The organism is Paludisphaera rhizosphaerae (genome assembly GCF_011065895.1).
Classification (GTDB): Bacteria; Planctomycetota; Planctomycetia; order Isosphaerales; family Isosphaeraceae; genus Paludisphaera; species Paludisphaera rhizosphaerae.
The window spans coordinates 355,580-369,368 of sequence record NZ_JAALCR010000003.1; the positions used below are offsets into that span (position 1 = coordinate 355,580).

General features: G+C 66.8%; 8 protein-coding genes. 3 read left to right on the forward strand and 5 right to left on the reverse strand.

Translation table 11 applies throughout. The features are described 5' to 3' along the window. Window positions 1–388: 388 nt before the first annotated feature. The 5 genes from G5C50_RS05955 to G5C50_RS05975 form a co-directional block, all read right to left on the reverse strand. Entirely contained in the window at window positions 389–1,387 is a 999-nt protein-coding gene (locus G5C50_RS05955) for a polysaccharide deacetylase family protein (RefSeq protein ID WP_165066410.1), read from the reverse strand. Then, entirely contained in the window at window positions 1,384–2,496 is a 1,113-nt protein-coding gene (locus G5C50_RS05960; protein WP_165066412.1) for a cysteine hydrolase family protein, read from the reverse strand. Before G5C50_RS05960 ends, G5C50_RS05955 begins: the two co-directional genes overlap by 4 nt. Before the next feature lie 7 nt (window positions 2,497–2,503). Beyond that, window positions 2,504–5,560 carry a PVC-type heme-binding CxxCH protein gene (locus G5C50_RS05965; RefSeq protein ID WP_165066415.1) on the reverse strand — a complete coding sequence of 1,019 codons (3,057 nt, stop codon included), beginning with the start codon at window positions 5,558–5,560 and terminating at the stop codon, window positions 2,504–2,506. Window positions 5,561–5,727: 167 nt separating this feature from the next. Then, window positions 5,728–6,162: a hypothetical protein gene (locus G5C50_RS05970; RefSeq protein ID WP_165066418.1), complete on the reverse strand. Its 435-nt coding sequence runs from the start codon at window positions 6,160–6,162 to the stop codon at window positions 5,728–5,730. 14 nt (window positions 6,163–6,176) lie between these two features. Then, entirely contained in the window at window positions 6,177–7,265 is a 1,089-nt protein-coding gene (locus G5C50_RS05975; RefSeq protein WP_165066421.1) for a DUF1559 domain-containing protein, read from the reverse strand. A 633-nt stretch (window positions 7,266–7,898) separates the two neighbouring features. Here G5C50_RS05975 and G5C50_RS05980 point away from each other — a divergent pair. Genes G5C50_RS05980 through G5C50_RS05990 form a run of 3 tightly spaced genes read left to right on the forward strand, consistent with a single transcriptional unit; the run spans window position 7,899 to window position 13,788 of the window. Next, a complete protein-coding gene (locus G5C50_RS05980; protein ID WP_165066424.1) occupies window positions 7,899–8,372 on the forward strand; it encodes a hypothetical protein in 474 nt (157 codons plus the stop codon). Between the two features lie 14 nt (window positions 8,373–8,386). Then, a complete protein-coding gene (locus G5C50_RS05985) occupies window positions 8,387–9,895 on the forward strand; it encodes a heavy metal-binding domain-containing protein (protein ID WP_165066427.1) in 1,509 nt (502 codons plus the stop codon). Next, window positions 9,892–13,788 (forward strand): efflux RND transporter permease subunit, encoded by a 3,897-nt coding sequence (locus G5C50_RS05990; protein WP_165066430.1) that lies wholly within the window; start codon window positions 9,892–9,894, stop codon window positions 13,786–13,788. Before G5C50_RS05985 ends, G5C50_RS05990 begins: the two co-directional genes overlap by 4 nt. Window position 13,789: the final 1 nt, after the last annotated feature.

The window sequence follows — 13,789 nt, forward strand, 5'->3', positions numbered from 1 at the left end:
CAAGGTGTAGGTCGAGCTAAGCGCTCCGATCCTGTACCACTCAATCGAGCGTGCCGCGAACAATCGCCAGGATGCCGGCGCGTACGGCCTTCGGGAGATCCGGCCAGACTTCGACGACCGAGAGTAGGTCGTGATCTATCGGACGAGTGTCGTCGGGCAATAGATGGGCAAGATTCGAGGAGGCGAGACGCAAGCGCCTTACAGATAGGCTATTACGGCAATCCGTCTTCTGACTCTTAATCAGCGCGTTGTAGGTTCGAGTCCTACCGGGGGCATTTTCGACACTGTCCGACTCCGGCCGACGGGGGCCGTCAAACCCCGCTCTTCTCGGGCGAAGCTTACTTCGCCTGACCTACCTTCGGCGACTGCCGTTCCTCCTCAATCCGTCCTATCGTCTTGCCCGTGTCGCGAGGGCGTCGAGGCCGACGATCGCGGCGCGGTCGCCGGCTTTACGGACGAGTTCGCAGATCAGGTCGATCGTGCGGAACTCTGGGTCGACGACGTACAGGCAGGATGGGTGCGAGAGGAGGTCGTAGACGGCTCGGTTCTCGATGGCCCAGTCGACGCCCAGACGGACGGCCCGGAGGAATGACTCCAACGGCCATTGGCCGGTCCGGAACGCGCCGATGTCGCTGATCGGGCTCATGGGGACCTCGATCAGACCGTCAGGGTAGACGAACGGCTGAGCGGCGGGCTGCGCCCGAACGATGTCGGCTAGAACGTCGTCGGGGGGCTCGCCGGGACTGGCCGGTTTGTGAGCCGGATACATGGTGCTGACCCAGGTGTATCCCTCGTTGAGCAGCATCCGGCGGACGTCGGGGCGATCGCGGAGACCTCCGGCGAAACCTCCCGGCGCGCGGAAGCCGGCCGGAGCGATCCCAAGTCGGGATTTCATCGCGGCGGCCCCCAGCCGGACGTTGTCCCGGATCGCCTCCGCCGGCGTCTTCCCCTCGATCAACCAGGGAGCCCGCTTGAAGCGGAACTGGACCTCATCCGGCCGCGTCGCGAGCAGGTAGACGTGGTCGTAAGTGTGGTTGCCGATGGGATGACCGTCGGCGGCCAGACGCTCAAGCCAGCGGACGTCCTCCTGCTCGAAGAGCTGGCCGACGGCGAAGTAATGGATCACGCCGCCCGCAGCCTTGACGCGGCGGCCGGCCTCGACCGCATAAGCCTTCGCCTCGGCGTTGAGATTCCCCTTCTCATAGTCCCAGTGTACGTCCTCGCGCCTGGGGAAGTTGCGGGCCATCTCCAGGTCGAGCGTGATCGCGATCAGGGCGCGATCCGCCGAGGGTTGAGCGACCGCAGCAGGCGCGCAAGAGGCGGCGGCGAAGCCCGCCGCAGCCGTCGCAAGGAAATCCCGTCGGGTGGCGAGCAGATCTCGGTTCATGGCTTCACCCCCGTGGACTTCGGCTTCGGCTGATCGGCGGAGTCGAGCTTGATCCACGAAATCTGGGTGACGAGTTGATCGAGCGCCGCGAACGAGAGGGCGGCGTTGGTGGCGAACCTGGGTGAGTCGTTGCCGGGGAAGGTCGCCAGGCTGGCGTCGCCGACGAGGAAGACGTCGAAGTCCTTGGAGAGATTCTCAAAGCCCGCGGTGGTCTTGCGGTAGCACATGTCGGTCGCATAACCGGTCAGGAGAACGTGGCGGACCCCATGCTTCGCGAGGAAGTCACGCAGCGGCGCGTACCCTTCCGCGTCGAACACGACGACGTCGTCGGGGTGGGCGTCGACGTCCGTCGTGATCGGGATCGGCATCTTCCAGAAGTCGGGGCCGTTGTAACGCGGGCCGGGATCGAGGCCGCGGAACTGGAGGAAGTAGTCGATCACCGGCCGGTCCGTTGAGAGCGTCAGCGACGTCGGCAAGGGCTCGCCCGTGTAGGGGATCGAGGCGAGTTTCTCCTTCAGCTCCTTCAGCCCCTGGGCACGTTCCTCTGGGGTCGGCGTGTGGTTGAACGAGCGGTAGGCCTTCGTGCGAATCGGATCGGCAGGACCAGGCAGGCTGTACATGACGAAGGCCGCCTTGCCGCGCAGCGACTTGAGGAACGGGTCGACCACCTCGCGCGTGTGCCGAGCGGCGAGGCCGTTCTTGACCGGGGTGCAGAAGTCGCAAACGCCGGCGGGCTCGGGAGTCTTCCATCCCTGGCCGTCGTCGATCCCCCAGGGGTGGACCATGATCACGGCTGTGTCGGCTGCGCGGAGGCGGTTGGGCGTCTCGATGATCCCCCGGGCGTTGTATGAGAACCGCCAGGCGCGGACCGAAAGGTCAGCCCCCTCGTCCTGCACGATCGCGGGCGCCTCGAATCGCGCGACCTCGCGGACGGGCTCGATGAACTCGGGATGGTCGGCGAGGATCGGACGCGGCGATGCGATCGGCGTAAGCCGGTTCTCGTAGACGCGCGTGGAGCGATCCTGAGCACGGGCCGGTGCGACTGCGGCCAGGGCGAGGCCGAGTGTCAGGAATCCCGCGAGCACGCGGACCGATTCTGGAATCGTCATGGGCGTCTCACCTCGCGGGGGCTGCGGCCCGAGACGCGTCCTCGGGCCGGGATTGGAGATAGCGGAACAGGTCGCGGACCTCTTGCGGGCCGAGCGGCTTGAGGAGCCCCTCGGGCATGATTGAGACGGGGAGTTCGCGAAGCTCCTCGATCTCCTCCCGCCGCAGAACGACGCGGGTGTTCTGGGAATCGACGAGCGTCACGCTCGCTCCGTCTTGCGCCGCGATCACTCCGGACAGGACGCGGCCGTCGCGAGTCGCGGCGGCGTACTGGAGGAACTGGGCGCGGATCACCGCGCTCGGGTCGACCAGGCTGGCCAAAAGGGAGGCCGAATCCTCGCGGGCGACGCCGGTCAGATCCGGGCCGACCTCGCCCCCTTCGCCGAAGAGTTTGTGGCAGCTTGCGCAGTTCTTGGCGAACAACGCCCGGCCGCGTTCGTGATCGCCGAGCCCAGCGCGGAGGTCGTTGCTGAGGCGTCGAATCTCGGCGAGCTTGTCCTCGGGCGTGCCGGCCTTGACGCTCCCCCAGTGCTTGCGGACCAGGGCGTCCAGGACCGAGTCGTTGTGGAGGGAGACCTGACGGAGTTCGGCGAGGGCGAAATCCGACGTCGGGATCGCCCCGGACTCGACTTCGCCGAGCAGGACGCGGGCCCAGACCGGACGGCCAAGCATCACCGTACGGAGCCTTGCTCGGAGCGGTGCACCGGCGGTCTTGTAGCGATCGACGAGCACCGCTGCGGTGCGATCATCGCCGAACCGGGCAAGAACGTCGAGCGCCGCGGACTGGACCTCGGGTTGCTGGGCTGACAGCGCGGCGAAGGCAAGGCTCGCGGATTCGGGGTCGCCGAATTCGGCCAGAAGTCCCAGCAATGCAACCCGCCGAGCCGGTGGTGTGTTCGGCTCCGCGGCCTCGGCTCGCGCGAACGCCACGGCACCCGGTCGGTCGGCACGCATCGCCAGGCGGAGCCTCGCCAAATCCGTCGGCGTCGCACGCCAGGCGGAATCGATCGCCTCAGCCAGTGCGGCGGAGATCGGCTCGAACGCCCTGGCGCCGGGAACCTCCGACGGCTCAGGCGCGGCGAGAGTCCCGAAGAGTCCAGCCGTCCCCATGCCTCCCAGGGACGTCGAGCGTTCCGCCAGACCATGATCGACGGCGTCGAGCGCAGCGGCCCGGTACATCTCGGGGGAGGACGCCAGCAGTCTCGTGCAGGCGTCGTATCCCGTCTGCGTCCCCTCGGCGGCGTAGCGGCGAGTCAGCCGCAGGGCGTTCTCGCGATAGACCGCGTCGGCCCAGGCCGATGGCTCGCGGAAGGTGCGGACCAGACGGTCTGCGTCGGTCATCGCCTTCGCCTCAAGGCCCCACCAGATCATCAAGGGAATGTAGGCGTCGTCACGGTCGGCCCCGCGTCGAAGTAGGCTTTCGAGGATGGGCAGCCCCTGTTCGCCCGGGAGTCGTCGCGCAGTGGCGGCGAGTTGGAGACGGACCGACGCCGATGGATCAGAACCTGCCATCTCCGCAAGCCGCGACGCCGACGACGGCGAGACGCGACGACTGTCTCCCAGGAGACGAACCGTCCAGGCGCGAACGGCTTCGGCCGGATGCCTGAGCAAATCGGCGGCCGAGTCGTCGTTGAACCCGCCGACTGCATTGAGAGCCCAGAGTCCGCGAAGAGCGGCGAGCGGATCGTCGGTCTGACGCGACATCTCCAGCAACGCCGGGCGGATCGTCGGATCGCGCCGCGCGGCCAGCTCAAGGCGAATCGCCGTGGCGGCCGGGCCGTCGGCTCGGCGAGTCAGACCAATGAGTTCGGCTCCGCTTCGCTTCGTCAGGTCGAGCGACTGAGAACACCCCCGCCCTCCCTCCTTGGCCGTGATTCGGTAGATTCGGCCGTTGCTGCGGTCCCACTGGGCGTCGGGATCGGGGTGGGCGGTCCGGCGGTCGTGAAAGTCGCAGACGTAGACAGCCCCATCGATCCCCTGGCAGAGATCCGGGGCGCAGAACCAGTTGTCGCGGGAATTGAGGAGAAGCCCGCCGTATTGAGCCTCGAAGGTCGATCCCCGCCGAACCAACTCCCAGTACGATGCTGAGTGCTGGAGGAAGTCGCTACAGAGGAGAGCGCCGCGGTAGGAAGCCGGGAGAGCCTGGCCAAGGTAGATCGTGCCGCCGGGGCGCGGACCGGCGACGGGGCGATCGTAGGGAAGGTGCTCGAAGAACCCATACGTGTGCAGGTTGTGCAACGGCCCGTGCTTGCCGAAGTTCTTCCGGTAATAGCCTCCCTGGACAGCGTGGTAGGCGAGGTCCACGCCGTTCGACGAGAAGAACAACGTCCCCTCGGCGTCGAAGGTCAGGCCGTAGAGATTGCCGCCTCCCTCGCAGAACAGCTCGAACTCGCGGGAGGCCGGATGGACGCGCCAGACGGCCTGCTGGAACTCGACGCCTCGGACGACGTTGGTCACCGTGCTGCCGGTCGCCCCATAGAGCCAGCCGTCGGGTCCCCACGTCAGGTGATTGACCAACGACTGCGCGTCCTCGAGCCCGAACCCGGCGAGGACGACCTCGGGGTCGCCGTCAGAGACGTCGTCGCGGTTCCGGTCGGGGTAGAACAGCAGGTAGGGAGCCTGGAGGACGTAGACGCCGTCCCGGGCGAATTCGAGCCCGGTGCAGAGATTCAGGCCGTCGACGAAATCCTTGAACCGATCGGCGCGGCCGTCGCCGTCCGTGTCCTCGCAGATCGTGATCCGGTCCGCCCCGCGAGGGCCTTTCGGCGGCGGCTCGGGAACCCGGTCGTAGACCGTCCGCGAGTAGCGATCGACCTTCACGCGCGTGAGGCCGGCGGGGTTCGGATACTGGAGGTACTGGACGGTCCAGATCCGTCCACGGTCGTCGGACTTGAGGAGGATCGGTTGGCGGACGTTCGGCTCGGACGCGTAGAGGTTCACGGCCAGGCCGTCGGGCACGATCATCTTCGCCGCAGCGACGTCGGGCGCGTACCCCTGAGCGTAACTCGACGTCGACCCCAGCCAGACGAGGACGAGGGCGGCTGAAAACGCGGCGCAGACTCTCATGGGGCCTCCTCAAACGATGAGCGGCCAGACGGAAGGCCGGAGAGAGGCCGCTTTCGGGACGCGCGAGGATAACCGACGAGACGCCTCGACGCCACCAATCACTGAGCGTCGATTCGCCCGAAGAATCGCACCACCGGGCTGCGCTTCACGCTCGAACCACCGGAGGCTCAGTGGCGCTTTCGCTTCGTCGTCGGGTTGTTGTCCATGTTGAGAGTGCGGTGGTAATCGTCCTCGCGGAAGACCGCGATGGGGCTGACGCCGAGGACGATGTACACGGTTTCAACTGTCGCGGCTGGGGCGGCGTGGGTGAGCTTCACGACGAATCGCTTGTCGGAATCCGACGGTTGTTCGCGCAGAATCTCGAAAGCAACCAACTTGCGGCCGTTGGTCCAATCGTTGTCGACGGCCTGGACGGGAGGGTCGGTCCCGGGGATGAGGCCGGGCTTTTCTCCTGCGCGCCAGGCCTCCAACGCAGCCTCAAGCGCAGTGCGGGCCTGGTCGGCCCCCGGATTCATGGACGGTCCGCCGCAGGACGCGCAAGCGGCCAGGAGAGTCACGGCCAAGCCAAGAGCCGCGATGCGAGGAAAACGGATCGGAGTCATCGGCGCGCTCGCCCTCAGAACGAATCGGCGCTCACCACTTCGCCGCCGGCGCGGGTGCCGACGGCTCGCCACGTCGACAGGGAGACGCTGTTCTTGATGAATCGGACCGTGCCATCCCCCATGAGCATGCTGACCCCGCCCGGGTGCTGGCTCGACGGGGGAACCTGCATAGGCATATTGGCCATCGTGCCGGGGTACCCCGTCCCGGCGCACGTCTTGCCGTTCGGCGGGGCGACGTGGTTGTATGCCGTGCAGCACATCTCTCCCATGACCCAGCTCATCCCCTGGCGACGCGTCAGACGAAGCGAAGTCTGAGGGCTCAAGGCCTGGCACTGCAGATAGGTCGCGTCCATCCCGCTCGGCGTCGGGTTGATCGTCCCGGACATGATCAACGAATCCGAGCGCGCATCGCGATCATTCGTATCAGAGCCCCGAATCTTCTCGCTAAAGAAACAGGTATTGCTAAGTCCATCCGTGATGCTCGCCAGGCGGACCGCGCTCTGGTAATAGAAAATCCCCTGCTGCTGCTCGGAGGGCACGACGGTCGAGGGGTAATTCTCGCTGAGGTCGCACGCCCAGGTCTGAAGGTTCCCCAGGTAGCTGTTGCCGCCAGGCCACTGGGAGAGCAAGCCGCTGTTCCCGTCCGACGGGCACAGGAAAACGGCGACCTGACTCAACGAGGACGTCGCATTCTCACGGTTCGTGTTCTGATAGGCAGGCATGAACGCGACGTCGCCGGCCATGCCGGGCGTCTCGGGAGGGATGTTGAAGTTGATGCTGTTGTAGAGGTTGCCCTGCTCGATGTACTGCAGGATCTGGCTGTGGACCGACCAGCGGGCATATGCAGCGGCTCCCGGATAGGTGTTCGTGCAACCCGCTCCTGCGCCGTAGCAGAGTCCCTTTCCAAAAGGCAAGACCTGGTACGTGCTCACATAGTTGTGGCACGCCAGGCCGATCTGCTTCAGGTTGTTGACGCATTGAGATCGCCTCGCCGCCTCTCGCGCCGCCTGAACGGCCGGCAGCAGGAGCCCGATCAAAACGGCGATGATCGCGATGACCACGAGCAATTCAATCAGCGTAAAGGCGCGGCGCGACGAGGACATGACCGATCTCCCCCTCAGGTCCTGGGATCCATGAGCCGACCTCGACCGACTCCTCAGCCAAGGTGCGAACAACGATGGAGGAGATCAGGGACGAGGAGGACGCTCGGGCTGGTCGGACTCAGGAGTCTGGTGAGGCTTCAAGCGAGACGGGGCGGATGGGGATGTCGAACCAGCACCGACGGGCGCTTCCGACTGCCGGAGGACGCCCTCACTGACGACCGTGCGCGACGGCGGCGATGGAGCAGGCGTCGGAGCCTCCGATCTCCGCGAGCATGACGGGCCGGAACATGGGCGATCGCTCCCGCCAGGCGCGGAGGAGCCCAGTGCCTCGGCCTCGCCGTCTTCGACGGCCCCGAGGAACTCAAGACCGCGGCCCCGCACCGGGACGTCTGAACGATCATGCCTCCCGCAGCCGGCCTGCGCCGTGGTCGACCCACTCAACGCTCCCGCCAGCATGGCCGCGAGCCAGAGAGATCGAACGGACTGGAGAACCCTGCGGCGAGACATGACGACTCGACTCTCAGGAAGTGAGGGAGAGCCTTGATAGCCCCCATGGATCCATTGGATTCTATCGTGGACCCTGATCAGGAACAACCGATATACTAACTCCTCACGGGTTGAGGAAATGTACCGATGGCAAGGAATCGAACAAGCCGCTCGCTGGCCCTCTCGGCGCTGGTGATCCTCGCGGCCGGTTGCCGTGATACAGCCTCTGGAATCGCCGATCTCCCGCTTCCGGACCTGAACTCCTCGAAGGCCGCCCTGACGACCTCGCTCAATGAGTGGAAAGCTGGACGCCGCGTGTCGGGAATTCAGGTCGGCTCCAACCCGATGGTCGGCGTCGTCGACTCCGCGAGAGCCGACCGCCCCCTGATCGAATACGAGATCGAGGGCCCGCTGATGACGGTCGGCAAGGCCCGGCCGTTCGCAGTCCGATTGGTCCTCGGAGAACCGAAAGAGACGGTTGAGGCCCGCTACGTCATCGTCGGCCAGGACCCGCTGTGGGTCTTTCGACAGGAGGACTTCGACCGCATGCTCCACTGGGAGCACAAAATGGACGACGGCGATCACGGGGCGCCGCCGGGCTCAGACCGCGACCGCCCATGAAGGACGGCGTTCCGATGGCCGCAATAAACGATCAGATCGATGGTGTTCGGCCGCTTCATGGCCTTCGCGGGCTCTGGCGAATCGCGGCGGCAAGGCTTCGGTTCCTGGCGGTGTTCGCGGCGGTCTTCGCGGTCGTCGCCGGCTGGGATGCGATTCGATCCTCCTGGAACCGACTCTGGACGAAGCCTCCCGCCGAGGCGGCGACCTCCTCGGATACGGAGTTTTTCTGCCCGATGGATCCGGGCGTCCTCTCGGACTGGCCCTCCAAATGCCCCGCCTGCAACATGACCCTCGTCCGCCGCAAGCGCGGCGACGCCGCTCCCCTGCCTGACGGCGTCATGGCGCGGATGCAGATGACTCCCTATCGCCTCTGGTTGGGCGGAATCCAAACGGCGACGGCGGAATACGCCCCGCTCGCCAGGACGGTCGACCTTCCCGGGACCGTGACCGAAGCCGGAAAGGATGGAGTTCGGATCCAGGCCGAAGCCTTCGCGCGCGAACTCCGGTGGCTTGCGCCGGGCCGGGTCGTTGAGATCGCGAGAATCGACGGCGACGGCCAGGCTCCGGCGATGGGCCGGGTCGTACAATCCCCGACGAGCGTCGAGGCGGGGGCCGTCGGCAAGGTCGTCGTTTCGACTGAGGAAGCCGGTTCGCTTCGGTCGGGCGATTCAGTCCGGATCAAGGCCGCCTACCCCATCGAGCAGGTCGATCCCTTCCGAAACCAGCCGTCGACGCCCCCCGCCCTCATGGTCGGCGAACCCCGGCGGCTTTTCACCTGCATGGAACACGCCGACGTCGTCCGCGACGCCCCCGGCCGATGTCCGCGCGACGGGTCGGATCTCATGGAGCGGCCTCTCCGCGAGGATCAGCGTGTGCGATGGTGGTGCCCCATGCACCCCGAGACGACCGCCGATCGAGGCGGGGCGAAGTGCGAGGCCTGCCAGGGGATGGCCCTCGTTCCTCGGGTCGTCTCATACCGACCGCCGGGCCGGGTCTTGGCGATCCCCGCATCAGCCGCGATCAGCGGCGAGGGGGGACGGTCGTTCGTCTTCGTCGATCGAGGCGAAGGGATGTTCGAGGCGAAGTCCGTCGCGCTAGGCCCTCGCTGCGGGGCGATGATTCCCGTGGCCTCCGGCCTTGGACCTGGCGACCGGGTCGTCGCTCAGGGTGGAATCTTGCTGGACGCCGAAACGAGGCTCGACCCAAGTCTCGCCGCCGGCTACTTCGGTGCAGGCGAGACGGCCTCAGTTGCGAAGCCGTCGTCCACCATCGCAAAAACTGACGCACCGACCGAGCCGGCATGGCTCCGCGAGCTGGCCGAAACCGACCGAGCGCTCGCCCTCGCTCAGAAGATCTGCCCCGTCACGGGCAAACCTCTCGGGTCGATGGGAACGCCGCCGAAGGTCGTCGTCTCGGGGCGAGCCGTCTTCCTCTGCTGCGAAGGCTGCACCCCGGCTGCCGAAACGAACCCTGAGAAGTATCTCTCGAAACTTCCGTCCGCGAGCACGGAGCGACGACCGTGATCGACCGGATCATCGGCTGGTCCATCCGCAACCGAGTCCTGGTGCTGCTGGCCGCCTGCACGACGGCCGCGTGGGGAGCGTATGCGGCCTGGGTCGCGCCGGTGGACGCGATTCCCGACCTGTCCGAAAATCAGGTGATCGTCCACGCCGAATGGCCGGGGCACGGCCCTTCGGAGATCGATCAGCAAGTCACGACTCCCGTCGGCCGCGACCTGAACGGCGTGAGGGGTGTGAAGACGATCCGGTCGTCGAGCGACTTCGGAGCATCGACGCTCTGGGTTATCTTCGACGACTCGGTCGACGTCGCGACGGCTCGCCGGCGGCTCGCCGACCGCCTGGCTTCGTCCGACGCTCGCGACCGCCTCCCGACAGGCGTCGTCCCTCGGCTCGCCCCGGACGCGCCGGCGACGGGGCAGATCTTCTGGTACACGATCGAGGGAGGAAGCCTCGACCTGGGACGCCTCCGCGCGATCCAGGACTGGTACGTCAAACCACAACTGGCCGCCGTGACGGGTGTGGCTGAGGTCGCCAGCGTCGGCGGGATGGCGGCTGAATTTCAAGTCGAGGCCGATCCGATTCGGCTGCGGCTCCACAAGGTCGCCCTGGCCGATCTCGTCCAGGCCGTTGGCGCGGGCAACGGTGCGAGCGGCGGCGGCGTTCTGCACCAGGCGAACGCCGAAAAAGTCGTCCGGTCGTCGAACTGGCTCGGCCAACGCGACGGCCAGTTCGATCCGGACCAGGCCCTTGAGGATCTCCGCCGCCTGATCGTCCCGACGCTCGACGCCCGGACGGTCGCACTGGAGGACGTCGCCTCGGTCTCGCTCGGCCCCCAACCACGTCGAGGAGCCCTCGAGAAGGACGGCGTGGAGGTCGTAGGCGGCGTGGTGCTGATGGCCAATGGGGAAAACCCTCTGGAGTTGACCCGTCGACTCAAGGCGAAGGTCCGCGAGTTGGCCGCTGGGCTGCCGTCGGGCGTGCGGATCATCCCGATGTACGATCGGACGCCGTTGATCCTGGGCGCCGTCGAGACGGTCTCCGGCACAATCGTCGAGGCGATGCTGGCAGCGTCCCTGTGCGTCGTCCTGGTCCTCAAGCACCTGAGGGCCGCTCTGGCCGTCGCGCTGACGGCTCCGATCGCGGTGCTTGCTTCATTCGGGGCGCTGGAACTGTTTCGCCGCCTGGGCGTCGCGGACGTCCAAACGAATGCGATGTCGCTGGCCGGCCTGGCCATCTCGATCGGCGTCCTGGTTGACTCCTCGATCGTGATGACTGAGAACGTGCTGCATTCGCTCCATCAACGCTTTGGCGACCAACGGGTTCGAGGAGATACGTCGGAGATCGTCTTCAACGCGTGCCGTCAGGTCGGGCGGCCGATCGTCTACTCGATCCTCGTGATGCTGGTCTCGTTTCTGCCGGTCTTCGTGTTGGGAGGCCTGGAAGGACGGATGTTTCGACCGCTGGCCGCGACGAAGACTCTGGCGATGTCGGCCTGCGCGATCCTGGCGGTCACGCTCGTCCCGGCACTCTCCTCGATGCTCGTTCGCGGGCGGGTGCGCGGAGAGTCCGCGAGCCGGCTCGTCCAGGGGATCGTCGAGGTCTATCGGCCGGTTCTGGATCGGCTGATCGACCGTCCCGCCCCCTTGCTCTGGATCCTCGGTTCGACGTTCGTCGTCGCCTCGGCCGCGGTAGGGTCTCAATGGCTCTTCCTGACGGCCCTTGCGGGGGGGATGCTCGCGGTGGGGCTGACTTCCTCCAGCCTTGTCGGGCGGCCGCTGGGAATGCTCACGCTGACGCTCGTCGCACTGGTCGCCGATTCGACGATCGAGCCGCTGGGCCGGGAATTCCTCACGCCGCTGGACGAGGGGATGGTCATGGACATGCCGATCTCTGTTCCGCGGATGTCAATCACCCAGGGCGTCGACGACCTCAAAGCTCGTGACATGATCCTCTGCCGATTCCCCGAGGTCGCGATGGTCGTCGGCAAGCTCGGGCGCGCCGAGACGCCGACCGACCCTGCTCCGCTCGACATGATCGAGACCATGGTGGAGTTCCACCCTCAGGAATACTGGCCGGCTCGCGCAATCGCCCCGGCCGAGGTCCGCCGCCGCGTGGCCGACGTCGCCGCCGTGATGGTTCGCGACGGCTTGATTGCGCCCCAGGAGCCAGCCGCGCTCGACGAGATCGCCGAGTCGACGGTCCTTCTGCTCGACGCCCAGTTGCGCGAGTTTTGCTATCAGCGCAACCGCGAGTTGTTCCGTTCGGCGGGCTTTGATGAGGCGTCGTGGCGGTTGGCAGGGCTCTCCAACGAGGCCCTGCTCCGGTGGCGAGAGCACGTCCGGACGCTCGACGCCGAGCTTCGCGATCGCGGTCCCGCACTCCTCGCCCGGCTCGCGATCGAGGAGACGCTGCAACGCGCTGGCTCGCGCAATCCAGCGTTGACCGCTTACATCGCCGAGCTGAAACGGCGGCGTTCCTCGTTGGGGGTCGTCCACCATCAGTCGACCACCCCCGAACACGCGATGTCGCGCACGGCGACGATGCCGTCCGGCCTATCGCCTCAACCCGCGATCGACGCCCTTCAGGAGGAACTGACGGAGACTCTCCGCAGCGACCTAACGCTCCGCCGGAAACGTCGCGAGGACCTGATCGGGTTCGGCGGAGAGCTTGACCGCGCGGTGCCGATGCCCGGCTGGACGAACGTCTGGACGATGCCGATCCAGAACCGCGTGGACATGCTCTCGACGGGCGTCAACACGATGGTCGGCGTGAGGGTCCTCGGTCGCGACCTCGATCAGGTTGTAACGGTCTCCCAGAAGATCGCCGAGGTCCTCAAAACCGTCCGTGGCGCCGTCGACGTCGTCGCGGATCCACTCCGCGGCAAGGAGGTCGTCGAAGTCCTCGCCGATCGCGACCGCGCGTCCCGGCTGGGCGTCGCCGTAGCCGAAATCAACGGCGTCGTGGAGACCGCCATGAGCGGGACGATCGCCTCGACGATCGTCGCCGGCCCCGAGCGGACTCCGATCCGGGTCCGCTACGCGCGAGAGGCCCGCATCGACGAGGACTCGATCCGCGCAATCCTCGTCCGTTCACTCCCCCCGGGCTCCACCGGGCCGCCCAGGCTGATCCCGCTCTCCGATGTGGCCAACGTCGTCGTCCGCGACGGCCCAGCCTCCATCAAGGGGGAGAACGGCCTGCCGCGGAACTATGTACGCCTCAACGTCCGCGACCGCGACGCCGCTGACTTCGTGGCGGAAGCCCGGCAAACGGTTCGAGATCGGGTGAAGCTGCCGGAGGGATGCTTCGTCGAATGGACCGGCCAGTTCGAACACGCGGCCCGCGCTCGACGGACGCTGACCATCGTCATCCCCGTGGCCCTGGCCCTGATCTTCGGCCTGCTCTGGGCGACCTATCGAGATCTTGCGGATGCAGCGCTCGTGATGCTGGCCGTCCCCGGCGCTCTGGCGGGAGGCGTCGTCTGCCAGTGGCTGTTCGGGGCTCGATTCTCGGTCACGATCTGGATCGGCTACATCGCCTGCTTCGGCATGGCCACCGCAACCGGCGTCATCATGCTCGTCTACCTCCGCGACGCCGTGGCGAGCGCCGGGGGCGTCGAACGCCTCGACGCTCCCGGCTTGCGCCGGGCGGTTCTGGACGGAGCCGTGCATCGGCTCCGTCCCAAGCTCCTGACCGAAGCGACGATCGTCCTGGGGCTCGCGCCGATGCTTTGGGCCGGCGGAGTCGGCGGAGAGATCATCCGCCCCATGGCGGCCCCCGTCCTTGGCGGCCTCCTCATCGCCGACGAGGTCATCGACCTATTGCTGCCGATTCTCTTCTATCGCGTCCGGCTTGCGCGTCTTTCAAGCAAGTCGATCCACGAGCGACCCGCTGCCTGAG